This window comes from Archangium violaceum (assembly GCF_016887565.1).
GTDB lineage: Bacteria > Myxococcota > Myxococcia > Myxococcales > Myxococcaceae > Archangium > Archangium violaceum_B.
Genome location: NZ_CP069396.1, coordinates 12514088 through 12538472 on the forward strand (window position 1 = coordinate 12514088; position 24385 = coordinate 12538472).

19 protein-coding genes are annotated in these 24385 nt (G+C 66.3%); 10 read left to right on the forward strand and 9 right to left on the reverse strand.

Features of this window, described 5'->3' with window-relative positions; translation table 11 throughout:
- Positions 1–333: 333 nt before the first annotated feature.
- The 3 genes from JRI60_RS50000 to JRI60_RS50010 all read right to left on the reverse strand — a co-directional run bounded on the left by JRI60_RS50000 (position 334) and on the right by JRI60_RS50010 (position 4156).
- Complete coding sequence (locus tag JRI60_RS50000; RefSeq protein ID WP_204223211.1) at positions 334–2145, reverse strand: serine/threonine protein kinase; 1812 nt, start codon at positions 2143–2145, stop codon at positions 334–336.
- A 12-nt stretch (positions 2146–2157) separates the two neighbouring features.
- Positions 2158–3048, reverse strand: coding sequence for a DUF2381 family protein (locus JRI60_RS50005; protein WP_239470200.1), 891 nt, complete (start codon positions 3046–3048; stop codon positions 2158–2160).
- A 397-nt stretch (positions 3049–3445) separates the two neighbouring features.
- Positions 3446–4156 carry a hypothetical protein gene (locus tag JRI60_RS50010; protein ID WP_204223212.1) on the reverse strand — a complete coding sequence of 237 codons (711 nt, stop codon included), beginning with the start codon at positions 4154–4156 and terminating at the stop codon, positions 3446–3448.
- A 394-nt stretch (positions 4157–4550) separates the two neighbouring features.
- On the opposite strand from JRI60_RS50010, the gene JRI60_RS50015 reads away from it, so the two are divergent.
- Positions 4551–4721 carry a hypothetical protein gene (locus tag JRI60_RS50015; protein ID WP_204223213.1) on the forward strand — a complete coding sequence of 57 codons (171 nt, stop codon included), beginning with the start codon at positions 4551–4553 and terminating at the stop codon, positions 4719–4721.
- Between the two features lie 165 nt (positions 4722–4886).
- Here JRI60_RS50015 and JRI60_RS50020 read toward each other — a convergent pair whose 3' ends face one another.
- From JRI60_RS50020 to JRI60_RS54180, 3 genes are all read right to left on the reverse strand, one after another.
- Positions 4887–7037, reverse strand: coding sequence for a P-loop ATPase, Sll1717 family (locus JRI60_RS50020; protein ID WP_204223214.1), 2151 nt, complete (start codon positions 7035–7037; stop codon positions 4887–4889).
- Positions 7038–7130: 93 nt separating this feature from the next.
- Complete coding sequence (locus tag JRI60_RS54175; protein WP_239470201.1) at positions 7131–7784, reverse strand: hypothetical protein; 654 nt, start codon at positions 7782–7784, stop codon at positions 7131–7133.
- A gap of 87 nt (positions 7785–7871) precedes the next feature.
- Positions 7872–8066 carry an ELWxxDGT repeat protein gene (locus tag JRI60_RS54180; RefSeq protein WP_239470202.1) on the reverse strand — a complete coding sequence of 65 codons (195 nt, stop codon included), beginning with the start codon at positions 8064–8066 and terminating at the stop codon, positions 7872–7874.
- 504 nt (positions 8067–8570) lie between these two features.
- On the opposite strand from JRI60_RS54180, the gene JRI60_RS50040 reads away from it, so the two are divergent.
- Positions 8571–8942: a DUF1304 domain-containing protein gene (locus tag JRI60_RS50040; protein WP_204223215.1), complete on the forward strand. Its 372-nt coding sequence runs from the start codon at positions 8571–8573 to the stop codon at positions 8940–8942.
- Between the two features lie 186 nt (positions 8943–9128).
- On the opposite strand, the gene JRI60_RS50045 is transcribed toward JRI60_RS50040, so the two are convergent.
- Positions 9129–12362 (reverse strand): alpha-L-rhamnosidase C-terminal domain-containing protein, encoded by a 3234-nt coding sequence (locus JRI60_RS50045; RefSeq protein WP_204223216.1) that lies wholly within the window; start codon positions 12360–12362, stop codon positions 9129–9131.
- 409 nt (positions 12363–12771) lie between these two features.
- Here JRI60_RS50045 and JRI60_RS50050 point away from each other — a divergent pair, with 409 nt between their 5' ends.
- The 6 genes from JRI60_RS50050 to JRI60_RS50075 all read left to right on the forward strand — a co-directional run bounded on the left by JRI60_RS50050 (position 12772) and on the right by JRI60_RS50075 (position 20168).
- Positions 12772–13809 (forward strand): AraC family transcriptional regulator, encoded by a 1038-nt coding sequence (locus JRI60_RS50050; RefSeq protein WP_204223217.1) that lies wholly within the window; start codon positions 12772–12774, stop codon positions 13807–13809.
- Between the two features lie 141 nt (positions 13810–13950).
- A complete protein-coding gene (locus JRI60_RS50055) occupies positions 13951–14847 on the forward strand; it encodes an SDR family oxidoreductase (protein ID WP_204223218.1) in 897 nt (298 codons plus the stop codon).
- A 185-nt stretch (positions 14848–15032) separates the two neighbouring features.
- A complete protein-coding gene (locus JRI60_RS50060; protein ID WP_204223219.1) occupies positions 15033–17192 on the forward strand; it encodes an Ig-like domain-containing protein in 2160 nt (719 codons plus the stop codon).
- Positions 17193–17243: 51 nt separating this feature from the next.
- On the forward strand, positions 17244–18440 hold the full coding sequence (locus JRI60_RS50065) for a hypothetical protein (RefSeq protein WP_204223220.1): 1197 nt from the start codon (positions 17244–17246) through the stop codon (positions 18438–18440).
- A gap of 215 nt (positions 18441–18655) precedes the next feature.
- Entirely contained in the window at positions 18656–18880 is a 225-nt protein-coding gene (locus JRI60_RS50070; protein WP_204223221.1) for a hypothetical protein, read from the forward strand.
- 13 nt (positions 18881–18893) lie between these two features.
- Positions 18894–20168 carry a cytochrome P450 gene (locus JRI60_RS50075; RefSeq protein ID WP_204223222.1) on the forward strand — a complete coding sequence of 425 codons (1275 nt, stop codon included), beginning with the start codon at positions 18894–18896 and terminating at the stop codon, positions 20166–20168.
- Positions 20169–20194: 26 nt separating this feature from the next.
- Here JRI60_RS50075 and JRI60_RS50080 read toward each other — a convergent pair whose 3' ends face one another.
- Positions 20195–21109 carry an NmrA family NAD(P)-binding protein gene (locus tag JRI60_RS50080; RefSeq protein WP_204223223.1) on the reverse strand — a complete coding sequence of 305 codons (915 nt, stop codon included), beginning with the start codon at positions 21107–21109 and terminating at the stop codon, positions 20195–20197.
- Between the two features lie 89 nt (positions 21110–21198).
- Between JRI60_RS50080 and JRI60_RS50085 the strand changes: the two genes are divergently transcribed.
- On the forward strand, positions 21199–21807 hold the full coding sequence (locus JRI60_RS50085) for a TetR/AcrR family transcriptional regulator (RefSeq protein ID WP_204223224.1): 609 nt from the start codon (positions 21199–21201) through the stop codon (positions 21805–21807).
- A 456-nt stretch (positions 21808–22263) separates the two neighbouring features.
- On the opposite strand, the gene JRI60_RS50090 is transcribed toward JRI60_RS50085, so the two are convergent.
- Complete coding sequence (locus tag JRI60_RS50090) at positions 22264–22863, reverse strand: ArsR/SmtB family transcription factor (RefSeq protein WP_204223225.1); 600 nt, start codon at positions 22861–22863, stop codon at positions 22264–22266.
- A 94-nt stretch (positions 22864–22957) separates the two neighbouring features.
- Between JRI60_RS50090 and JRI60_RS50095 the strand changes: the two genes are divergently transcribed.
- Positions 22958–24355: a S41 family peptidase gene (locus JRI60_RS50095; RefSeq protein WP_204223226.1), complete on the forward strand. Its 1398-nt coding sequence runs from the start codon at positions 22958–22960 to the stop codon at positions 24353–24355.
- The last annotated feature ends 30 nt before the right edge of the window (positions 24356–24385 follow it).

The window sequence follows — 24385 nt, forward strand, 5'->3', positions numbered from 1 at the left end:
ATAGTGGGCCTTTCTGGCGCCACCCGCATTGACAGGACGAGTCGCTTGTATTATTGATGTAGCGCTACGCGCGGCTCCTCCGCCTAACCGGGGGGCTGTGCCTGGACTCGGAGTGCGACCTTCGAGTTCACAGGGCCAGGGTCAGTATGACTTGGCCCTTTCTTGTCTATCACAAGACAGATTTCAATGCCCGCAGAATCATGCGGGCAACGGAACTGGTTCGCATCCGGACTTCAATCATTTACATGTTCGTCCGGACTTGATGTAAATATTTAGAGCCGACCTTACGCGTAAGGGTTTGAAAAACCCTAGTCGCTCATAGTGTTTAGAGCGCTACGGCCACCGCCAGACGGCTGCCACCGGCAACTCCCGTGGCAGTCGAACGGCCCCAGGCTTCGAGCCGGGCAGCTTCCGCCAGCGCCCCTCCGGCCCGCCCAGGACGATGCACACTGGCAGCTTGCGGCCGTCCGGCAGAAGCGCCTCCGTGTAGCGCCCCAGCACAGCTTGCTCGCCATCCCGGTTCTGGATGCCGGGGCCCGTCCAGAGCTTCCCGTATAGGAGGGTGCCGCCGGGCAGTTCCGGGGGAGACCAGTCGCGCTGCACCACACGGCCGACGATGGGGCCGTCTCGGTAGCTGCCCTCCTGGTTCGGGTCCCCAGGCTGGTCGATGTCGACGATGGCCTGGAGCGCCATGCCCTCGTTGAGCTTCAGCACCTCGAAGGTATTGTGCCGGGCCTCCTCCGGGCAGGCCTCCGGCTCCGGCCTCACCTGGGCGGCGGGGCAACCCAGGCCGGTGGCGGTGCACAGCCACACGGCGAGCCACCGGAGGCTCACGTTTCCGCTGGAAGGGGCTGAGTCCTGGGACGTGGTGAGGGCGAGCACGGACGCGGTTCCTTTCTCGAAGCCGACGGACGCGGTGGGCTCCGACATGTGGGGCGACGGGAGTGTGGACCGCACCAGCCATGACGCAAGGAACAGGACGGCCAGGAGCGCCAGGCTCACCACGACGAGGTGCTGCATGCGCCACGTCCGGCGCTCCTTGGGTGGCACCTCCTCTCGGGCCTCCTCCGGCGGTTGTGGTGCCCCTGCAGGAGGACGTGCCTCGTCTGCCTTGGGCTCGGGGGGAACCCCCTGCTGACGAGACAGCCACTCCTCTTTCTCTTCGGGCGTCGCCTCCACCGGGAACTCCTCGGTGGAGGGGAGAAGGGGCACCTTCCAGGCCCGGGACGTGCGCTCCTTGCCCGCCACCCACAGGGCCTGCAGCAGCGACTCCGTGCTGGGGTAGCGCGCCTCGGGCTGCTTCTCCAGCAGCTTCATGGAGATGTCGCTCAGCGCGCGCGGGGCCCGGGGGTTGATGATGTGGGGCGGGGTTGGGCGCACCGTGGAGATGGCCGCCGTCAGCGCCCGGTCCGACAGGTGGGGGTCGAAGGGGTGATGATCGCAGAGGCCTTGGTAGAGGATGATGCCCAGGGCGTAGAGGTCCGCCGCCACACCCCCTTCGAAGGGGATGCCGTGCTTCCAAACCTCACTGCGTGTGTATTCGAGGAGCTCGGGCGGTAGCAGGTGGAACACCCCCAGCGGCACCCCCAGCGTCTCCGCGAAGGTGCCCGGCAGGCGCACGTTGCCGAAGTCGATGAGAACGACGTGCTCGTCCGTCCGGCGGATAAGGAGATTCTCTGCCTTCAGGTCGCGGTGGTACGCGCCGCGCGAGTGCAACGCCCCCACGGTACGCACCGCCTCGGAGAAGGCGTCCACCAGCTTCACGGCGTTGGGGTTCGTCTTCCACCGCCACACGTGCCAGTCGTCGCCCTCCACCAAATCGGTGACGATGAATGGGTAGCCGTTACCAGGGTGGGGCCAGCAGTCCACCGCGTGCACGCGCACCAAGTTGGGGTGGGGAGAATAGGTGAGCAGGGCCGCGGCCTCGCGCTCTATCCTCATGGCGGCCTCTTCTCCCGCCGGCTCGCTGCGCTCATCCTCGTCGGAGACAGGGCGCAGGGCCATCTTCATGGAGAAGAAGCGGCTGCCGCGCTCCACTTTGAAGACTCGGGCGAAACCACCGAGTCCCAGCCGCTCCACAATCCGCCAGGGGCCCACCATGTCGCCGGGCTGCAGGTTGTCCGGGTGTAGGACTTCCCTCGTCATGGGACGGCCCTCCTAAAGCTCGACCGCGGTAATGGGAAGGAGCCGCCCGCCCTCGGCGTCCACGAGTTCCAGCTGGAAGTGGCCCTCAGTGGAGGCGGGCGGCTCCACCAGCACCGCCACCAGGGCGGACTCCCCCGCCTGGAGCTGCGGCTTCTCAAGGTGCACGGAGAGCACCTTCACCGGGGTGCCCTTCGTGCTGGTGAGCCGGGCCGTACCTGGCGCCCATGCCGGCTGTCCGGGAAGGTTGCGTATGCGGACAGTCACCATGGCCCAGCGAGTGGCCCGGTAGCCGGTGCCACGCCCTGGCTCCAGGCCCCCCTTGTAGCCAGGGGCCGCGCTCCCCCAGAAGGGCTTGGCCCGGACGTCCTTCGAGTCCAGCAGCCCCGAGAACGCGAGGGCGGGCAGCCCGCTCTGCGCGCACTGGCCTTTCAGGGCGGCGAGCTCGGCTTCCACGTGGGACAGCCGCGCTTCCAGCCCCTCGACGGTGCGCGGGCGGCGCACCACCTCCACCTCCTTGTCCACCAGCGTGGGGTGGGAAAAGAGCGCGAAGGTGGCGTACACCGGGGTGCCGCCGTCCTTGTAGCGCACCCGCAGGATGAGTCGCTCTCCGGGGGCCGGCTCGACGGAGGGCTCGAGCGCGAGGGTGAACTCCCCCGGATCCACCAGCTTGAAGCGCGTCGCCCGCCCCTCTACCTCCACCGAGGCCCTGTCGATGGGGGCACCGAAGCGGAAGATGGTGAGGGTGTTGGCCGCCACCCGCACCTCTGGCACGGGCTCACCGGGGCCGGGGACGACGACTTGCCGCTCCTGGCGCTCGCGGACGGAGGGCTGAGTCTGGGCCGCCGCCGTCGTTGCTAGAGGCAGGGTGAGGAGAACCAGGAGAAGGGGTGATGGTAGTGCCACTGGGGGTGACCTCGCCGGTCCACCCTAGCAGATGCTTCACGTCAGCCGCCGAGCAATCAAGTGCCAGTTAGCATGTACCCTCAACTATCTGCGGGCAGGTCGTCGAAGGTGAACTCGGAGGAATGGCGGCAGGTAGCGGGGCCGGTGCGGACAGGAGCGTGTACCTCCCGGATTCCTGCCGAGCGTTAGACGCGCAGACTTCCGCCTTGAGCGACAGCATCGCTATGTACCAGACCTCAACGCCGAGGAGGGCTACAACGACGTGGTGAAGGTCGAGTTGCGAGCCCAGGCACGTGCCTCATTCGTGTGTCCGGATCACCGCCAAAGTGTCCTCGCCGCATCTTTCATCGTGCTGGCCTGAGCCTCACGGGCATCCTGAAGCACATTAAACGTAGCTCTACGTACGTGGGAGGCCCGCATGTCGATCGTACTCTCGGTGTCCGGGTTGCCAGATACCCACAACGTGTTTGGCCGGGACATCATCCTTGTAGATAACATTCGCGTAGACATCATCCGCCGAGCGGTGCTCAGCTTGGCGTTGGAGATCAACAAAGAACTCGAAGATGTCCGGGTTTGTGGCTGTGTCAGGGCGCCCATAGATGTCGATATCAGCCACGACAATGGAGGGGGTACCGAGAGTACTGATGCGCTTGTCGAGCGTCGGCCACATCTTCGACTTGTAAAGCGCCTCTCCTCCCCAGGTTGAAAGAAACCTTATGCATGCCTCGATACGGTTGTCGAAGACGATACGCCCAGCAATGAGCCACACCTGCTCCATACGACTGCGGTGCTGGCGAGTCGCGAAAACATGGGCTTGTTGCAGTTGCGCCGCCTCCTGTTCAGTAATCACGCCGCTCTGTCGCGCAGCCTCGATGCGGTCATGCATCAGTGCCTGGGTCAGCCGTCTCAGTCCTTGATTCCTGATCATTTCGACTTCATGGGGGAGAAGGCGAGTGCAATGATAGGTGCGCAGCAGCGCACGACCCCAGGCTGCTCGGAACGCTCCTTTTCCGGTAAGACTGACTTCGTCGGTGTTCGCAGTGGAGCCACGCCCGGCTGACGCAGCGTTCAAAATAACCCTCATCACATCATTGGGCAGGGTGCTCATGTGAGCAGGGTCAATGGTTACCACAGGGCGGAGCATCGAAACGGTGCCTCACGGTAGGAAACGCTCTGGATGAGCGTTGAAGCTCACTAGCCGTGCCGTCGGAACTGAGCAAGGATGGTGCGAAGAGCCGGGGGGCTGACCTGCTCTCGCCTTGTACTGCTCCTGATGCCCACGGGGCGGGTACGCGAGCGGAACTGCGCACTACACTCCCTCCCCATGGCGGGATCTACCATCTTACTGGGTAGCGCTAGCTCTGGCGACCAGAAAGGTATGTGGAAATCACGGAGAGCGCGTCCGTCCACGTACTTGGGGTGTTGAGTACCACTCTCCATGAAGGAGCGGTTTTCGCCGGGCCCGCGCCTTCAGGTCTCAGAAAAATGGGTAAGGTCGAAACTTGTTCCGACACCTCGCGTTCTACGAATCGTCTGACACCTTCGGCGGCCTTCGGCGGGAACTGCTGGAATGGACCCACAGCTACAACGAGCACTGGCTGCTGGAGCGCCACAACTTCCTCTCGCCGAGTCAGGCCCGGCGAGAGCTGATGCAGTCGAAGCAGGTGGCCTGATTACGACCAACCTAGTGTCTCAACCATCCGGTGCGGTACAGGATGATGCTATCCCGGACCCGATTTCTCGCACTGTGCTGGTGCATGAGGGCACCTATATCTCTGGGGCAACAACGGCTGGCCACCCGGCACACATAGTAAGAGACGTTCAGGTCAAGCAGACTCCTACACGTCCGCTGGGCGAATACGAAGAGCATCTCGGTAGCTTGGGTGAATCTCCCAATCTAGGCCGTCATCCATATTGGTGGTAGATGAGAGCAGGTTCGGACGATCTTCGAAGCGAACGAAGCCCAATGACTCGTCGACCCTTTCGTCGCGTGCGGCGATGAATCCAATTCTAAACAGGAAATTCGCAACCGACAGGCTCCCGTTCAAGGCTGGAGAGCCGTCAATCTCTGGAATTCCGACTCTCTTGATTATGCGATCTGTAATATGCTCCAAGAGGGACTTAGTCGAGTACCTCGTTGGTCCGCCTCCGAAGCTTTCGATTATTGTGTCAATTGTTGGACATTGATGTCTGTGCTCTTTGCTGATGTCGGAGAGGCGAGCAATGCCGTACTGTCGCAAGCTTGAGCGGAAATGGCCGAATGTAATCAAGTCTGACTTCGTGTCGTAAGCTGCTTGGCCCGCGAGCTTGCATAGCTGCGCAGCCCATCTAGGACGACCGGCCGAAAGGATATGTACTGTCCTAAAGGCTTCGACTTGCCGCTTCCCCCAGGGAAAAGGCTCCTTAAATACAAGACTAAATATATCCCGAGAACTACCCTCCGCCTCAATGCTTGCATACACTGGGTTGTTCGGATATACGCGCCTGAAATAGCTAATTATCTTGTTCTCAAGGATGCGACCGGTTTCTGTTGTGCTCCAGTGTAGCTCAAGCATGTACTGCTCGCACTTGTCGAGGGATTCGTCGTGCTGAGCCAGGATTGACCAGACATCAGCTCGAACCGAGGCTCGAATTCTTAGGCCAGTTACTGCGTTGACGAGGTTTCTGCATGCGCTGAAGAATGTGCTGGTTCGTAATCGTTCTGAAGGTGTGTTCAGGAATGTTGCGTCGACATCGTCAATTAGTAGCCATACCGATATGTCTTCTTTGCGGGATACACGAGCGAGCAGTGCTTGTGAGTCGGCAGGAACAACTCGCTGTCTGGTGAACTCGATGTCGGCTCCTTTTGCTGATAACCGGTCCACCAAGGCGCTGATCAGATTTCTATTTCGAAACCCAGCCAATTCTGAGCTCTCAACCAAGGCGATCCGGTCGTCACCAAAGGCGATGTTGAATATGGCTCCGAGTTCAACGTTGATTCTGGTGCAGATCCGCTGCTGCCACCCATAGATTAGGTCGGCAGGTGATTCGGATTTTGTCTCCTGTGCTGCAACTAAATCTGATGCTTTGATATAAAGGAGAAGCTCGCCTTGGTTGGCCCGTTGCCGCCGGTAGAGCGTCTCTCTCAGCAGTGCGGACTTCCCCATTCCCTTTCTTGAGCGGACAAAGGCGACTCTCTGTTCAGGAGAGAAGAATCGCACGAACTCGCCCTTCTCCAAAAAATAGCTGCTCAGGACTTCAGGTGGCTCATCCTCCCCTGCCTCGTTACCAAAAAGCTCTGGGGCCGCAAGGTCAGTTCGCATTTGGTTGGCATCCCTTCCTGAGTGGGCTCGGTGCCTGTTGCTGCCATAGGCAGCATAGTCTGGTGAACGCCCCCTCCTGCAAGGTCGTCTGTCGTCCTCCGTCGCCATGTCGCGTGCTGCCGCCCGTTCCCGTCGGCGAGCGTGTCTTGACAGAAAGGGGACACTACAGCATGCGGTGTTGGGTGCCGTCAGGTACGCCAACACCCGGCGCCTGCCTCCACACCAGGCACAGGTGAAGACGTCCAACCCCGTCGTCCGCTGTGAAGAAGAGCGTCCCCCCACGCGCGCCGCTCCAGGCTTGTGGAACCACGTATCCGTCTCCGGTGCCACCCGCGCCAGTGTCCTGAGCTGGACCGTGCCGGCCGCCGTCCCATCGCTCTTCCAGAGCGCCTCGCCGGGGTTGCCATCCGTGGCGACGAAGAAGACCGTTCCCTCAACGACGCCAAGGGGGTGGTGCCGGGACTGGGCGCCCCGGGTGCCTGCCCAGACGCCCGTCAGCTCCCGGGTCCCCTTCACGGTCCCGTTCGTCCTCCACGTGAGCCGCGGCATGTCGTTCAGCGAGGCTCCCGGCTCGTCCACCGGAGCCTCCGGCACGCTGAAGAACAGCGCGCTCCCCACCGGGGCCATGTAGTGGGGCCTCACGTACCAGGGGTTTTCCTCCTCGGCCCACGTCTTGAGGGCGAGCATTCCAGCGGCGGTGCCGTCGCTGCGCCACAGCCCACGCGTGCCCACGGTGGTCGAGGCGGTGAAGTAGAAGCCACCGTTCCAGGCGAGGAACTCCTAGGGGGCCGAGCCGTCGGAGCCCGGGACCAGATCTTTCACCCGGCGCGTGCCCGCCGTCGTGCCATCGCTCGTCCACTGTTCCTGTCCGCCCAGGGCATCGGTGCCAGAGAAATAGAGGGCGCTGCCGAGCGTGGTGAGCGAGCCCACCGCGCCATCGAAGCTCCGGACCAGGACCGGCGCCGTGCCATCGCTCTTCCAGAGCGACGTGGAGCTCACGAGGAAGAGGGTGCCGTTGACGGCCTCCAGGTCGGCAATCCTGGAGGACTGCGTGGACACGAGGACGGTTCCCGCTGGCGTCCCGTCGCTCTTCCACAGGGTCTTGTCCACGGTGAAGAAGAGCGAGCCGCCCACCTGGGTGAAGAGGTGACTCGAGAGATAGGAGCTGGAATTCACGGGGATCGTCTTGAGGAGCACGGCTCCGGCCCCATCCCGCTTCCACAGCTCCAGGTTGTTCGCGGCGTCCCTCCCGGCGAAGAACAAGGTGGTGCCCGTGGAGAGCAACTCGGAATCGCAGCCGCAGCTGCCCTGGGGAGCCAGTCGCTGGAGGAGCACGGTGCCTGCCTCGGTGCCATCGCTCTTCCAGAGCTGCTGCAGATAGCCCTGGTCGTACTGGTAGTAGATGAAGAACACCGTTCCACCCACCTGGGCCATGGTCCCGATCTGGTCTGAGTTACTGGTCCGGGGCAGGCGCTTCACCAGAACGGTTCCCGCTGGGGTGCCGTCCGTCTTCCAGAGCTCCTACACCGAGAAGCCGTCTGCGCCCCCACTCTGGGCCGCGAAGAAGACCGTCCCCTGCGCGAGGGTCAGGAACCGGGGCTCCGAGCTCGCCAGTCCAGGTGCGAGGTCCTTCACGAGCGAGGTGCCTGCCTCGGTCCCGTCACTTCGCCACAGCTCCGCGCCATGCAGCTCGTCGCTCGCCACGAAGAGCGTCACGCCACCCCCAGGGCCACGGCTCCGGGGAAGAGCTGGGGAAACCGGACCCCTCTGGGGGAATGAAGACAGAGGCGGCATGCGTCTCCCCCATGAGCGCGCCGCGTTCCCCCCTCTGGCTCGCGGCGCTTCCGACGTCAGGCTTTAGCGCCGGTGTGCGTGAGAAGCGCCCGAGCGCTCTCCCCGTACAGCGGGCGGGGAAGATCATGGCCCATTCCTTCTAGCATGAGCAGTCTGGCGCCAGGAATGGTCTCGGCCAAGGCAACCCCATGCGCGGGAGTCATAGCGGATGACGTAGTGTCCCACGCATAGGGCGGCTTGGGCCTGTGGGCCACTGCGGCCCGGCTCTCAACACCACGCCAGCTGCGGTGGCCCCTGCGCCGGGGCCCGCTTCGCAGGCCGCGTGGTTGGTTCCACGTGCTCCAAAGTGACCGCTGGCCCGATCGGCCAACGGTTTGGCCACAACGGTCATTGCCGCCGGGAGGTGCGCAGGGGAACATTGCCTCCATGAAAATGTTTGCCAACCTCATGGTGGGTCTCGTGGCCCTGCTGCATGTCGGCTTCATGGTCCTGGAGATGTTCTTCTGGGACCATGATGTGGGCGCGAAGGTATTTGGACTGTCGCGCGAGGTGCTGCATTCCTCGGCGACGCTGGCCGCCAACCAGGGGCTCTACAACGGCATCCTGGCCGCGGGCCTGGCCTGGGCGCTGGCCACGGGCAAGCGCGATGTGAAGCTGTTCCTGCTGGGCTGCGTGGTGGTCGCGGGCATCTTCGGTGCCTTCACCGCCAAGTTGTCGATCCTGTTCACGCAGGCGCTGCCGGCAGTGGTGGCCCTGGTGCTCGTGTTGCTGTCGACGCCCAAGGCTCAGGCCGCCTGAGATGCTCGCCGGACACTACGCCGCCGCGTTCGTCGGCAAGGCCGCGGAGCCGAAGCTCCCGCTGTGGCTCCTGTCACCTGGTCGCGGAGTACATGCCCTACAGTTGGAGCCGCGACCTTCCATGAGGGCGGAGAAGGTCTAGCTTTGACACCGTCTCCGACACCGTCTCCGGGAGCAGGCCTGGTGTCATTGCGCAACGAAGCGCCAGGTTCCAGGGGTGACGTTGAACTTGATGTACGCGCTGTCGGCGCTGGCCTGGGTGACCCCGGCCACTCCATCCACGAACCGCCCCTGGCGCCACACCGTGACACCGTTGACGCTGACCGACGTCCAGGGCTGCTTCCTGGGGATGCCCACCAGGGCCTGCGTACCGGCCGGTGACGTCAGGTCCAGGACGTAACCGCCGGCCGACAGGGTGTGCGCCACCGTGATGGCCCCCCGCGGCGACGGCACCGTCGCGGACACCGCGGTGAGGGTGCCGAGTTGCGGTGTGACCTGGTACGACGTCCATCCCGGCGCGGTGGGCCTGACCCCGGCCACGAAGGCGCCGAGGAGGTATGCGGGGCTCGCCGCCCAGGCGTGGTTGTTCGTGTCCTCCGTGGTCCCCATCCGCTCCCACAGGGTCTGCGACCACGAGTCGATGTCCGGCTGGTAGTAGCTCAGCATGCGGTTGATCGCCTCGGTGTCGCTTCCCGCCTGGAACATGGCCTCCTCGATGAACCGCTCCTGATACGGGCTGGCGTTCACCTTCGTCTTCAGCACTTGCAGGACCCCGGGAAGCCGGGAGGCATCCGCCGTGCCGGCGAGGATGGCCCAGGCGCTGGAGCGGTCGTCGACGGTGCTCGATTGCACTCCGTTCAAACTGCCGAAGACGTACGCGTTGGCCCCGCTGTTCCAGAAGTACGGGTTGAAGCGCGCCTTCACCGCGTCTTGCAGCAACTGGTAATCGCTCACGTCGGAGCTGCTCCCGGCCGCCTGTGCGAGCAGCTTGCCGGTCTCCAGGAGCCGGATGAACAGGCCGTTGGCGACCGTGTTGGCGCTCCCGGTCTGCACGTCGAGATTGGAGCCCCAGTCGATCCAGTTCCACACCCCGCTGCGCAGAACCAGCATGCCGTCACTGTTCCGGGCCGTCGCCACGTACTGTTTGATGAAGGCCGCGACCTTCGGGTAGAGCTCGGCCACCAGCTCACGATCTCCGGTGTACAGGTAGTACAGCCCGAGCGCGTCGACGGCCGCCATGTTCTGGTCCGGGAGATGGAAGAGCGTCCCCGGCGCGGTGGTGTACAGCGAGCCGTCGGCCTTCTGGGTGTTGAAGAGCTCGCGGAACCCCTTCTTCGCGAGCAGCGCGGACCGGTCGTCGTACAGGTAGAACGAGTAGAGGATCTGCTCCGAGACGTCGCCCCACCACTGGCCGCGTTCCCGGTCCGGGCAGTCGTAGAACTGGTCGCGCATGCACACGTAGGACGTGTTCCGGCTCTTGGCCCAGAGCGTGTTCAGGCGCGGGTTGCTGCTCGAGAAGCTGCCGACCAGCTCGGTGTTGTAGCCGAGCGGCCGGTACTCGAGCTCCAGGAGCTGCACCGGGCCAGAGACGTTCGTGAACGCGTACTCGACGCCGTGCTTGGACCAGAGCTGGCCGCTCGTGTTCTGCCACTGATACGTCGTGTACTCCTGGACTCCCGCCCGGGTGACATACTGCTCCTGGTAGTATTTGTTCATCCGGATGGTGATGGTGACCCCGGCTGGCGCGTTCACCTTCAAATAGGCATTCACCTGGAGGTTGTTGCCCACGTCGGCCGTGAAGGTGGTGTTGGACGACAGCGACGTCGGGAGGCTCGCCTGGTTGACGTATGGCATCAGCCCCGGGTTCTTCAGCATCGGGATGGTGCGATGGACGAGCTTGTTCCAGGGGGCGGAAGGCGGCGTGCCCCGCTGCGTGGCGGACGGCCAGGTGCGGTCGTCGTATGAGAGCCCGGTCCACTCCCCCGGGTCGTTGCGCGCATCGTAGACCACCGGGTACTCGACCCACTTGATGTCCTGCCACTGCTGTTGCTGCCTGGTCCGGGCGAACGACGGGTGCCTCGACACCTTCCACGAGCCGTCCGAGACGATCTTCGCGGGCGTCGCGCCCGTCAGGGCGGCTTCGAAGAGGAACCCGCCATCGCTCGTCATCTTCTGCGAGTAGCCCTCGAGCCCGCCCTTGTACCAGACGAGCGCGGCGATGACGTTGTCACCGGCGTTCAGGTACGGGGCGATGTCCAGCGCGTCGTAGTAGGTGTTCGTGAGGTCCGGCCGCAGGTCGAGCCCGCCATCGGGGACCACGAGCTGTCCGTTGATGTACAGCCAGTACTTGTTCTCCGCCGCGAGCCGGAGGGAGGCGCTGGTCGGCTTCTGCGAGAGCGTGACCTTCTTGCGCAAGCGCAGCCAGGTGTTGTTCGGACGATCCTGGGGCAGCCAGATCCACTGCGCGCTCCAATCACCCGTCCCGGCGCTGGCTGCCCGGTAGTAACCCGCCTTGGCCTTGTTGGGTGCCGGATCACCGAAGCCCGGGTTGTCGAACCTGACCGTTCCGGTGACCCCGTACTTGTAGGCGAAGCTGCCGTTGGCACCGTAGGCCACGTCCACGGGCTGGGTGAACGAGCAGGTTCCTCGCTCGTCCGCGCACCACGTGAACCCGGCCGGGCCGTTGCGCGTGGCGGAGACCTTGTAATACGCCGACTTCGGGACGTTCGGGATGGGGTCGCCGAAGGTGGCGTTGTTGGCGGTGATCGTCCCGCTGAGGCCGGACTTGTAGACGAAGCTGCCATTCGCGCCGTACGCCACGTCCGAGGTCGCGCTCAGCGTGCACGTCCCGTTCTCGTCGGCGCACCAGGTGTATCCGGCGGGGCCCCCGGAGATCCGGTAGTAGGCGGCCTTGGCCGACCCGAAGATCGGATCGCCGAAGTTGTCAGTGCTCGCGGCGACACTGCCCGTGACACCGCACTTGTAGTTGAACAGGCCGTGGGCCCCGAAGGCGACATCCACGGTGCGGCTGAAGGAGCACGTGCTCCCCTCGTCGCCGCACTTCGTGTATCCCGGCGGACCTCCCGCGTTCCGGTAGTAGCCGGCCTTCGCGACGTTGGGACTGGGGTCACCACCGAAGGTCGTGTTGTTGAAGGTGATGGAGCCCGTGACGCCATCCCGGTACAGGTAGCCGCCATTGGCGCCGTAGGCCACGTCCACGGGCTGGGTGAAGGTGCAGGTGCCGTTCTCGTTCGCGCACCACGTGAACCCGGCCGGCCCGGCCGCGGTGACGCCCGACTCCGCCACCAGGTTGAGGCAGTCCCCGGCACCGACCATGGCCTCTTCGCGCACGAGCGGCGCGTCAGGCTCGAAGGCGCTGCCGCAGGCCGTCACGACCACGAGTGCTACGAGGGGGATCATCGCCACGAAACGCGATGGGATCCGATGGGGGTGCATGTTGCCTCCGGGGGGGCGCAGTGAGAGGGGTCACTGCACGGGCAGTGTAGGGGTGTCATACACGGAGAAGAAGATCAAGCTGGATTAACGGCTTTCCCCGCATTGACTGCCTCCTCCACCCGGCGTCCATCAAGTGGGCTGACTTGAGACGTGGGTTTGCCCCGGTCACGTGGACAGCAGGTTGATGCTGCCAGCTTCTGCTCCGGTGTGGAGATCGAGGCGGAGCGGAGCCTCGAGGTGGGGCTCACCGAGGATCTCGAGGACCTGCGTCGGCGGGGACTGACCGAAGTGCCAAAGCCGGTGTGATGGCTGGCCACGGCTCCCATGCGCCGTCCGGCGCTCGAACGATCGATGGCTTGAAGCACCATCCGAGTTGCGCGATCGTTCGGAGGTGTCGAACGATCCCTTCTCGGACGTCCTTCAATTGACGGAAGCGAACTCCGTCGTCTCCGGCGGCTTCATCGCGAGGGGAGCCTGGTCCCTTCGTTTTCCGGCGCCGGAAAAGCTCAAGTTCTCCGCGGTCGCGCGGGGGAGCTGCTGGCTGCGCGTGGACGGGCAGAAGAAAGGTGTGCTGCTGAACGAGGGCGACGTCATTCTCCTCCCCGGCCGGCACGGCTTCGTCACGGCCAGCAGTCTGACGATACCGCCGAAGGATGCGTACCGCGTGTTGGCGCCCAGGCGCGGGGCCTTCGCGGAGATCGGCGACGGCGACGGCTCCGAATGCGCCCTCATCTCCGGAATGGTTTCGCTCCACCCGTCGAGCGGTTCTCTGCTGACGGACGTCCTCCCCGCGCTCGTCCACGTGCGCGCCGTGTCTCCCCAGGCCGCGCCGCTCCGATGGATCGTCGAACAGATCTTCCAGGAGCAGAGCTCGACGTTGCCAGGAGCCGGCGTCGCGTCCGCACAGCTCGCGCAGCTCCTGTTCGTCCAGATTCTGCGCGCGCACCTCGCGAGCTCCGGGACGATGCCCTCCGGCTGGCTCCGCGCGATCAGCGATGAACGGATCACCCCCGCGCTGCGGCTGATGCATGGCGACCCGGGGCGCGCATGGACCCTGAAGGAGCTCGCGAAGGCCTCCGCCATGTCGCGCACCACTTTCGCGGTGCGCTTCAAGTCCGTTGCCGGTGTGGCACCGCTCGCCTATCTCGTGGAGTGGCGCATGCGTCTGGCGCAGCGGAGCCTGCGCGAAGAGGGCACGTTGATCTCGGAGATCGCCACCTCGCTGGGCTACACGTCCGAGAGCGCCTTCAGCAACGCGTTCAAGCGCGTGACGGGCACCGCTCCGCGCAACTATCGAAACGCGGCCCGGAACCTCCAGCCGGCCCCTCACGACGTGTTCGAGCTCGAGACCGGTCCGCGCACCATGGCCGGTAGACGCGTCCCACCCCAGGCATCCAGCCACTCGGAGTAGGGACACGACCCGCCGAACGATCGCGCAAGTCTTCCGCACCCCAGCGCATTCCAAGTCCGGTCTGCCCCACGTATGTCTTTGCTCGCGAGCGCGACGAGGCCTCGGTCGCCTCTGTCTGGCGCCGCACCCAGGAGCAATAACATGCGAGTGTTCTTCACCGGCGGTACGGGGTTCATCGGTTCAGCCATCGTTCAGGAACTCATCCAGGCGGGTCATCGGGTCCTCGGCCTGGCCCGCTCGGACAAGGCGGCCAGCGCGCTCGCCGCGGCGGGTGCCGAGGTCCATCGAGGAGATCTCGAGGATCCGGACAGCCTGAAGAGGGGCGTCGCCGCCGCCGAGGGCGTGATCCACAACGGTTTCATCCACGACTTCGCGAGGTTCAAGGAGGTCTGCGAGATCGAACGGCGCGCCATCGAGGCGTTGGGGGCCGCGGTCCTCGGCTCGGACCGTCCCCTGGTCATCACCTCGGGGACCGCGCTCATCGCTCCGGGCCGGCTCGCGAACGAGAATGACGCGCCAGGAGTCGACTCCAGCGTGATCCCCCGTGTCGTCACCGAGGAGACAGCAGCCTCACTGGCGGCTCGGGGAGCGCGCGTCTCCCTGGTCCGTCTCTCGCCCTCGGTCCACGGCGAGGGGGATCACGGCTTCGTGCCGACGCTCATCAGCATCGCGCGCGAGAAGGGCGTTTCGGCGTACATCGGGGATGGGCGCAACCGGTGGAACGCCGTGCACCGGCTCGATGCCGCCCGGCTCTTCAAGCTCGCACTCGAGAAGGCGCCCGCGGGCACACGGCTTCACGCAGTGGCGGAGGAGGCGGTGGCGTTCCGGGAGATTGCCGAAGTCATCGGGAGGCGCCTCGACCTTCCGGTCGTCTCCAAATCGCCCGAGGAGGCCGCGAGTCACTTCGGCTGGTTCGCGCCCTTCGCCGGACTCGATTGCCCGGCCTCGAGCAAGCTCACCCAGGAGCGTTTCGGGTGGCGTCCGGTTCAGCCCTCGCTCATCGCCGACCTCGAGAGCGGGAGCTACTTCAAGAGCTGAATCCGAGCCGTCACGCTCGGACCGACCTGTCCACTCGAGTGAACAGGTCCTGTCCTGTGGAGAGGACAGGACCTGGACAGGAAACACCGCAAATCATCGAAATTCCTGGAGTGCCAGGATGGCACTGCCGTTGCTCTGGGCCTGGGCAAGACCGCGAGGTCCCTTTCCTCATCCGAGAGCAACGCATGCATCCCCCCCCCTTCCTTCATCGACTCCGTGGACTCCTCGTGCTGTTCCTCCTGGCCGCGTGCAACGCACCCCTGGAGGAGAGCGAGGAAGGCCTCCTCACCGAAATGCACTCGCTGGCTCCGGCCAACTTCCTCTACCGCCAGGGCAAGCAGCTGTACCTGAACGGCGCGCCGTACCAGATGGTGGGCGTGAACGCCTTCCCGCTGACGGGCTGTGGCGCGGCGCCCAACGACGCGCAGCTGGACGCGTTCTTCGCCGGGCTGCGGGCCAACGGCCTCACCCGCGCCTGGGCGTTCAAGCCCCAGGGCCTGGCCAACCTCGAGCGGGTGGTGGCGGCGGCCGAGAAGTACAACCAGAAGCTGATCCTCACGCTGGCCGACGGGCGCAGCTACTGCGGCGAGTGGGACGGCTACAACGGCTCGGACGGCAGCGGCAAGCAGAGCTCCTGGTACTCCAGCGGGTACAAGACCAACTACGTGCCGTGGGTGAAGCAGGTGGTGACCCGCTTCGCGAGCTCGCCGGCCGTGGGCATGTGGGAGCTCATCAACGAGCCGGGTGACACCGACAACACCACGCTGAAGGCCTTCTTCAACGACGTCAGCACGACCATCAAGCAGATCGATCCGAACCACCTGATCAGCTCGGGCTCGTGGGCGCCGTGGGCGTATGGGGGACAGGCTGGCTTCCAGTTCATCCACGACGTGCCGAACGTGGACGTGGGCAGCCTCCACGAGTACGACTACGACTACAACAACGGCAACACCATCGTCTCGCCGCACTTCGCGCCCGCCATCAACGCGATGAACGCGCTGAACAAGCCGCTCATCGTCGGCGAGACGGGCATCAACGCCGCCGACAGCGGCTGCCGGACCAACCGCACCCAGCGCCGGGAGGCCATGCGCCAGAAGTTCCAGCAGTACCTGGCGGGCGGCGCGGCGGGCGTCTTCGTGTGGACGTGGCAGGCGACGAACGTCACCGGCTGCGAGCTCAACTTCGGGCCGAACGATCCGATGCTCCCGATGATCCACGATTACCCGCTGGCGGTGATTCCGCCGCCCACGGGAGACACGGTGCAGCTCAATGACGGCGTGGTGGGCACCGGCCAGGAGCAGTTCGAGTACACCGGCACCTGGGAGGCGGGCACCGGCACCGGCAAGTTCCAGAGCGATGACCACTACTCGAGCACCACGGGCTCCTCCTATGTGGTGCGCTTCTCCGGCACGCAGGCCAGGCTGTATGGCTCGGTGGCCTCGCACCACGGCATCGCCTCGGTGTCGGTGGACAACGGCACGGCGGTGGACGTGGACTTCTACTCCGCCACCCGCCAGGAGCAGAAGCTGCTGTGGACCAGCGCCACGCTGAGCGCGGGCTCCCACACCCTGAAGGTCACCGTCTCCGGCCGCAAGAACGCCAGCTCGTCCGGCTACATCATCACCGCGGACCGCGTGGACCTGACGCGGGCGACGCAGGGCGGAGACACCACCGCTCCCACCGTGAGCATCACCCAGCCCACCGGCGGCACCGTGGCCGTGGGCGGTGTGACGGTGCAGGCCTCCGCCAGCGACAACGTGGGCGTGGCGAAGGTGGAGCTGTGGGTGGACGGCGTGAAGCTGGCCGAGGATACGTCCTCGCCCTACTCCTTCACCTGGAGCGCCACCGCGGGCCAGCACTCGCTGGTGGCCAAGGCGGCGGATGCCGCCGGCAACGTGGGCACGAGTGCCACCGTCACGGTGACGGCCTCCCAGCAGACCGTGGTGGTGCAGCTCAATGACAGCGTGGTGGGCACCGGCCAGGAGCAGTTCGAGTACACCGGCACCTGGGAGGCGGGCACCGGCACCGGCAAGTTCCAGGGCGATGACCACTACTCGAGCACCACGGGCTCCTCCTATGTGGTGCGCTTCTCCGGCACGCAGGCCAGGCTGTATGGCTCGGTGGCCCCGCACCACGGCATCGCCTCGGTGTCGGTGGACAATGGCACGGCGGTGGACGTGGACCTCTACTCCGCCACCCGCCAGGAGCAGGTGCTGTTGTGGACCAGCCCCGTGCTGAGCGCGGGCTCCCACACCCTGAAGGTCACCGTCTCCGGCCGCAAGAACGCCAGCTCGTCCGGCTACGTCATCAACGCGGACCGTGTGGACCTCACGGTGCTCCGCTAGGCGCTCCCGCGCACGCCCTTGCCGCGAACCATGCTGCTACACTTCGCCAGGATGCTCACGGGAAGGGCTACACGGAAGGTGCTGGGCACCGTACTGGGGGGCTTCATGCTCCTGGTGCCGGTGCCGAGCGCCGCCGCCGACTGGTTCTCGGATGACTTCGAGACGGGAACCCTGCGCTCGTCGGATTCCCCCCCGGGCCGCTGGGATGAGACTCCCATCAGCAGCCCCAACAGCCTCGCCAGCGACGCGGCCGCCGCGCACCGGGGGCTGTATGGACTGCTGCTGACCGATCGCTCCAGCACCACGGCCTTCCAGGCGAGCGCCGATGTGGCACGGCCCTCCCTGATGTCGTCGTTCTTCTTCCGGACGTGGCTGCGCCTTCGCTCGGTCAGCACGTCTGGGGATGTGGTGCTCGTCCAGGCCCTGCCGGCGCTGGTGGAGCTGCGCATCGCCCGGCAGGACCCCGTCTGGGAGCTGGCCGTGAGGAACGGCTCGGGCCGGCAGTACGTCAGCCGGCGGACGCCGACAACGGAGCCGGTGCGGGAAGACCGCTGGTACCTGGTCGAGTTCGGTGTCCGAGGGATGGGAAGCCCTGCTGGACAGGCCTGGCTCTGGCTGGACAGCGTCGAGGTCGCCTCCCTCTCGGGGATGGACTGGCAGGACGCGGACTACCAGTTGGAACAGCTCCGGGTGGGCGAGCCGTGGACGGACACCGGGAGATTCGTCGGCTCCATCGACGTGGATGATGTGCGGGTGAGTGCCACGCCCATGGCCAGCCACCTGGAGCTGCGGCTGCCGGAGGAGTCGAAGTCCGGCTGCATCGCGGTGGAGGTGTCGCTGAGGGCCTCCTCCGGGGATGCGCTCGCGCCCGCGCCGTACGAGGTGCCCGTGACGCTCGGCGTGCCGGCGGGGAGCGGGAGCTTCCACACGGACACAGGTTGCAAGGACTCGGTGGAGTCGGTGCGCCTTCCCGCGGGGACCACGGAGCGCCGGGTGTACTTCCGCCCGAGCGGAGCCAGTGGAAGGGCCATGCTGCGAGCGTCCCATCCGGACTTCCTGCCGGCCACGCTCACGGTGGACGGAACAGGCGGCCCGGGGGAGACGCCGGATGGCGATGAGGCGGCGGGCCCCTGGACAACGGACCTGGGGTGCTCGGCCACGGGAGGCTTCGCGATGATCCCGATGCTCCTGGGCCCCTGGGTGCTGTGGAGGCGACAGCGCCCGCTTCGCACGACGAAACGCCGCTGAAGAGACAGCCCATACCGGGCACTGCCAAAGCCCCCTGCCTGACGCACCGGGCGTGCGCGCGCAGCAACCGGTCGAAGAGGAGCACCAGAAGGCCGCCAGCGAAGCCCCTACACGGTTTCCCGGTCCGGTCTCCATCACATCGGCGCTCAACCCCACTCATTCCTACAGACAAGACCGGCTGTCATGGCGCGTCCGGTCAGACCACGAGCAGGCACATGACCAAATGGAAGACCGAAACGGCCACCGTCGACCTCCGTGAACTCGACATGTCTGAACTGGAAAGGGTCCGTGGTGGCTCCGCCGACGATGTGCTGTTGAACCCTCAACCGCTGCCGCCAAGAGCGACGAGCGATCGCTCGTTGTTCTCTCGGGTGACGCTGAATCCGCAGCCCGAGCCGCCGGGCATTCTGTTTTCGCGAGTGAGGTCTCTCTCACAGTAAGCTCACGGCCCGTATGTCCAAAGACAGCACCTCCTCCGGACTTGGGTCCGAGTACAACCCGCTCGACTCTCCTCAGCTCGAGAATCCTCACCCGTTCCTCGCACGCGCACGGCGAGAGGAGCCGGTGTTCTTCAGCCCCTTGCTCGGGTCGTGGGTGGTGACGCGCCATGCGGACATCAGCGCCGTGGTCGCCGATACCGCCCGCTTCTCGTCCGCCGAGTCCATCACGGTGGGGGCCGCGACGATGCCGCGGGAGGTTGTCACCACGCTGATGGACGGCTACCCCCTGGTGCCGAGCCTCGTCGACAACGATCCGCCAGCGCATACGCGCTTCCGGGGCCTCGTCAGCAAGGCCTTCACCGGGCGGCGCCTCGCGGAGAAGGAGCCCTTCATCCGCGCCCTCGTGGACGAACTCATCAGCGCTTTCATCCAGGAGGGACGAGCGGACCTGTTCCTCCGGTTCGCCCATCCGCTGTCGTCCAGCATCATCGCGGAGATCCTCGGGATCCCCCGCGCGGACATCAGCAGGTTCCGGCGCTGGTCCGACGAGCTGTCCACGGTCCTGGCGGCGCATGGCCCCGTCGAGCACCAGGTCGCGTGCGCTCGAGGCGTGGTCGACTTCCAGCGCTACCTGGCCGCGGCGCTCGAGGAGCGGAAGACCTCTCCCCGGGAGGATCTGCTGAGCGACATCATCACCGAGGGCCAGGGGATGACGCCGCCGATGAGCATGGCGGAGCTCGTGAGCCTGCTGATGCAGGTACACTTCGCGGGTCACGAGACGACGGCGGGCCTCATCGTGGGGGCGGTGGAGTTGTTGCTCAACAACCCGGAGCAGTTGCATGCACTCCGGGACAACCCGGCCCTCACCGCGGGCGCCGTCGAGGAGGCGGTGCGGATGGTCTCCCCCGTGCATGCCATGTTCCGCACCGCACGGGAGGACGTGGAGCTCGGGGGCATCCCGATTCCGAAGGGCGCCCACATCCGGCTCGTCTACGCCTCGGCCAACCGGGACGAGCACAGGTTCCACGAGCCGGAGTGCTTCGATATCCGGAGGCCTGACGTCAAGAAGCACCTCGCCTTCGGCCAGGGCCTCCATTTCTGCATCGGCGCGCCGCTCGCACGGCTCGAGGCGCGTCTGGCGCTCGAGGCGCTGCTCCGGCGTCTCCCAGGTCTCCGGCTCGTGCCGGGGCAGAAGCCGGGTTTCCTGAAGAGCGTCACCGTCCGGAGGCACGAGAGCCTCGAGGTGACGTGGGACGCCCCTGGGCTCGATGGGCTGGCTCGGCCCTGATTCACTTGAATTCAACAGGGCGGCGGTCAGGTCATCCTTCGCTGCTGGCGGGCCCACGTCTCGAAGCTCATGGGCGAGAGACCGTAGGAGCGGGCGCTCTCGGGCCGTGCCAGCACCGGGGCGACGTTCATGTACGTCAGGCCCCGCGCCACGCCGGGATGCAAGCCGGCGGCGACGGCCTCCTCGACCGTGCCCGACTGCACTACGTACTCCTTGCCGTCGAGGCGCGAGAGGATCTCGGCGATCTGAGGAATCGTGAGCAGGTCGCCGGCGAGCTGCAGCGTCACACCTTTGAACCTGGCGGGATCGTTGATCGCCGCCGCGACTGCCTTGCCGATGTCCTCCGGGGCGATGAGCCCGATGGGCCGATCGGTCCTGATCACCGTGACCAGCCGGCGCCCGTCGGCGAAGCCGGCGGGATCGAGCATGGGGTGGTCCATGAAGGTGGCGGGCAGGATGATGGTCCAGTGGTCGAAGCCGGCGTTGCGCACGAGCTCGCAGGTAGCGAGCTTGTTCTCCCAGTAGTCCTCGTGGGACTTCCAGCGACCCTCGGCCCAGCCCTCGACGTTACGGTGGTCGCCGACGCCCGACGTCGCGGTGTGCACGAACGTGCCGACGCCTTCGGCCAACGCGGCCTCGACGAGGTTTTTCCCCTGCTCGCGCTCCTTGCTGTAGTCAACGCCGGTCGCGGAGACGATGGGCGACTGCATCGAGAACACCGCCCGTGCCCCGGCGCAGGCGGCGCGCAGCGACCGCGGATCGTCGAGATCCCCGACGACCACCTCGGCGCCGGCCGCCGCGAGGGCCTTCGCGTTCGGCGCGTCTGGGCTGCGCACCATCACCCGCACCGATGTGCTGCCTTCGGCCAGCAGCGCCCGGGCGGTGGCGCCGCCCTGTCGCCCTGTGGCGGCGGTTACGAGAACGGGAGCGCTGCTGTTCATGCGGGTCTCCAGTAAGTGGGGTGCCCCACCGTTTAGACTTCGGTGGCAAGATATGGAGGCCCACCCCGTTTGTCGAGAAGAGGATCGCCGTGGATCGTGTGAAGACGTTGCGAGCGGACGGCCGACGCAACCGGGAGCGGATCGTCGCCGCCGCCGTGGAGCTGGTCGGCAGGGATGGCGCGCAGGCGTCGCTTGAGGAGATCGCGCGGCGGGCGGGGGTGGGCTCCGCGACCCTGCACCGACACTTCCCGTCGCGGCGGGCGCTGTTGGAGGCGGTATTCCGCGTCGGCGTCGCGCAGCTCTGTGAGCGGGCAGCCGCGCAGCCGGGCGAGGACCCCAGCGCTGAGCTGGCTGCATGGCTTGAGGAGATGACGGTTTACACCGCGACCCACCGCGGGCTTGCGGCTGCGCTGCTGGCCGGCCCGGATGGCCTCTCGCCAGAAGAGATCTGCTGCACCGGCATGCTGCTCGACGTGTTGGAGGTTCTGGTGGCACGAGCCTCGTCTGTGGGCGCGCTTCACGCCGGCGCCACTGCGGAGGACCTGATGCTCTTGGTGAACGCGATCGCCGTCGCCACCGAAGACGATCCGACCACCGCGAGCCGGTTGCTGCGCCTCGCGCTCACCGGCATACGGTCTGAAAACCGGAACGGTACCCCTTCTCGGCCGGGTCGGGCTCGGGCGCCGACGAAGAAGTAGGCGCTCGCGGTCTCCGCTGTCGACCTTCGGGACGGGCGATCTCCGTCGCTCATTCCAGCATGGAGCCGCGCCAGCCCTTCCTGTTCCGCTCCCCCGGCAGTGCCCGGCCCGATCAGTGGGCGGATGGCCGGGCTGGCGAGCGGCAGCGCGGTGCCGGATTGTCTGAGATTGTCGCCTTGCACCTCATGCTCCCACCCGGTCTGGAGCCGGCAGCGGAGCTGCGACAGTTGGAGCAGGCGGGGCTTCTCACCCTGGGAACCGGGGAGGAGGGGCCACGCATGATCCTGACGCTCTCTCTCGTCACGGGAGGCCCGCCGAAGCGCTTGTCCCTGCCAGACTTCGGCTGGTCTGACTGACCGGCCATTGGTCCCGAGCACGCTGAAGACGGGCCGAGCTGAACGGCCCCCGGGTGCACACCTCCCGGGGGCACGCTCGCCCCACCTCTCCGCGCTCGAGTCAGGGCTCGGGCGGGCCGCGCCGCTTCGCGCGAGGGCGGATGGGCGCGAGCACGAAGGCGAGGCTCATCAGGCGCTCGCGGCCGGGCGCCCTCGGCTGGCTGGTGAGCTCGCAGAGGCGCTCGATGAGCCTGTTGACCTCCTCCAGGTCCTGGGGGCTCACCCAACCCTTGTTGCGTGCCGTCCAGAGCTCGCGTCGCGGACCGTTGACGGCCACGTCCTCCAACCGCAGCGCCTCCTCGAAGTCGCGCGTCGCGATTCGCAGCAGGCCGCGGGCGAACTTCGCCAGGGCCGCGAGGTTGCCGGCCTTTCCAGCACGATAGGCCAGGCGAAGGGGCGCATCACCGGTGCCGGCGAGGCGGTAGCGCCGCTCTTCTCCCTCGGCGGACTCCACCTCGCGAACCAGCCCGCCGCGACAGAGCACCCGTAGGTGGTAGTAGAGCCCATCCGCCGGACGCCCGAGCTGTTCCGCCAGGTCGGCGACACTCGCCTCGCCGCCGAGCGCGGCCAGGGTGTCCACGAGTTCCTGCCTCACCGGAGAGGAGAGCAGCCGAATCTGCGCCGTGTCGTGGATGGCACGGCGGTCGAACGTCCTGGGCATGCGCGGCGAACTCCCATCCTCTTGTTGAAATTCAGCGGCACTATTTCAACAATGTGTGGCCGGCGCAAGCCGTGCCGGCAACCTCGGAGCTTCCATGTTCAACCCGTCCGCACTTCAGGCCGTGCGCAGCGGCGCACTCGTGGTCTGTGCCGCCGTCCTTGCGTCATGTGCCGCCGTCCCCGCCTCCCCTGCCGCACCGGAGAAGCTCTCGCCCGAGGCGGTCCGAGCGGACCTGCGCTTCGTGAGGGAAACTCTCGAGCGCAACCATCCGGACCTGACGCACGCGCTCGACCGGAGCGAGCTCGACCGCGTCATGGCCGAGGTGGAGCGCACGCTCGACCACCCCCTGACGCGCGACGAGGCGTGGGCAGCACTGGCCCGGCTGAACCCCGCCTTCGGGGACGGACATGTGTTGATTGGCCTCCAGGACTGGCGGGAGGAGAGCCGCGCGCACCTGGCACGGGGCTCCGGCTTCTTCCCGTTCGAGGTGTCCCTCACGGCGGATGGAGCGCTGAAGATTCTGTCGGCGCTCGGAGGCGGCCAAACGGCGCATGCCGGTCGGATCCTCACGCGCATCAATGGCCAGGACGCGCGCCAGCTCACCCGGGAGCTGCTGGCCCGCATCCACGGAGACACCCCGCTCTTCCGAGCCGCACTGCTCTCGCGGCGCTGGTGGCTCTACTACTGGAAGCTCTACGGCATGCCCACGCGCTTCGAGCTGGAGCTGGACGGGGCCGAAGTCGTGCGCACGCCGGCCGGTCGGGTGCTCCCCGCCGTCCTTCAGGATGAGGCCCACTTCGAGCAGCTCTACCGCTTCGAGCTGCTCGACGGCGGGAGTGCCCTGCTCACCCTGAGCTCGTTCTCCTGGCCTGACAAGGAGCGCTACTTCGCCTTCGTGCGGGACGCCTTCGGCAGGATGCGGGCCACCGGGACGCGGCGGCTCATCATCGACCTCCGCGCCAACGGCGGAGGGGACGACGACATGTGGAAGGAGGGCATCCTCCGCTACGTGGCCGACCGCCCCTATCGCGCGGGCTCGAGCTACCTCAAGCGGGTGCTGGAGCCCTATCGCAAGTCAGGTGAAACCACCGGCCAGGTGGTGGCCGGTGAAATCACCAGCCTGGAGGAGCCCCGGCTGGACGAGCCGCTTCGCTTCGAGGGGGAGGTGTGGCTGCTCGTCGGGCCACTCACCTACTCGTCAGCGGTCCTCTTCAGCAACGTGGTCCAGGACTACGGCTTCGGCGCCGTGGCCGGGGTGGGTGGCGCGGCACGAGTCCGTCAGTCCGGCGGCGTGCAGAGCGTGGTCCTGCCCAACACCCAGCTGATGCTGTCCTACCCCAGGTTCGTGCTCGACCGGCCCTCGGGTGCACGGGAGCCAGCGCTGCTGCGGCCGGAGCTGGTGCTCGACGACGACCCGCTGCGGCCCCGTGCGGTCGTCGAGGCCCTGTTGTCGCGGACCGCGGCCCCGCGCAGTGAGTCGGCCGCGCCTTGAAAGCATTCTCGCTGAATCAGCGCCGTCGCT

What these genes read in the sequence shown, in the direction of transcription:
- JRI60_RS50060 (WP_204223219.1), top strand. Translation starts at nt 15,033, where the DNA reads ATGCATCCCCCCCCCTTCCTTCATCGACTCCGTGGACTCCTCGTGCTG.
- JRI60_RS50090 (WP_204223225.1), bottom strand. Translation starts at nt 22,863, where the DNA reads ATGCCCAGGACGTTCGACCGCCGTGCCATCCACGACACGGCGCAGATT.
- JRI60_RS50065 (WP_204223220.1), top strand. Translation starts at nt 17,244, where the DNA reads ATGCTCACGGGAAGGGCTACACGGAAGGTGCTGGGCACCGTACTGGGG.
- JRI60_RS50095 (WP_204223226.1), top strand. Translation starts at nt 22,958, where the DNA reads ATGTTCAACCCGTCCGCACTTCAGGCCGTGCGCAGCGGCGCACTCGTG.
- JRI60_RS50075 (WP_204223222.1), top strand. Translation starts at nt 18,894, where the DNA reads ATGTCCAAAGACAGCACCTCCTCCGGACTTGGGTCCGAGTACAACCCG.
- JRI60_RS50010 (WP_204223212.1), bottom strand. Translation starts at nt 4,156, where the DNA reads ATGAGCACCCTGCCCAATGATGTGATGAGGGTTATTTTGAACGCTGCG.
- JRI60_RS50000 (WP_204223211.1), bottom strand. Translation starts at nt 2,145, where the DNA reads ATGACGAGGGAAGTCCTACACCCGGACAACCTGCAGCCCGGCGACATG.
- JRI60_RS50055 (WP_204223218.1), top strand. Translation starts at nt 13,951, where the DNA reads ATGCGAGTGTTCTTCACCGGCGGTACGGGGTTCATCGGTTCAGCCATC.
- JRI60_RS54175 (WP_239470201.1), bottom strand. Translation starts at nt 7,784, where the DNA reads ATGGCCCAGGTGGGTGGAACGGTGTTCTTCATCTACTACCAGTACGAC.
- JRI60_RS50040 (WP_204223215.1), top strand. Translation starts at nt 8,571, where the DNA reads ATGAAAATGTTTGCCAACCTCATGGTGGGTCTCGTGGCCCTGCTGCAT.
- JRI60_RS50020 (WP_204223214.1), bottom strand. Translation starts at nt 7,037, where the DNA reads ATGCTCGCCCTCAAGACGTGGGCCGAGGAGGAAAACCCCTGGTACGTG.
- JRI60_RS50070 (WP_204223221.1), top strand. Translation starts at nt 18,656, where the DNA reads ATGACCAAATGGAAGACCGAAACGGCCACCGTCGACCTCCGTGAACTC.
- JRI60_RS50045 (WP_204223216.1), bottom strand. Translation starts at nt 12,362, where the DNA reads ATGATCCCCCTCGTAGCACTCGTGGTCGTGACGGCCTGCGGCAGCGCC.
- JRI60_RS50080 (WP_204223223.1), bottom strand. Translation starts at nt 21,109, where the DNA reads ATGAACAGCAGCGCTCCCGTTCTCGTAACCGCCGCCACAGGGCGACAG.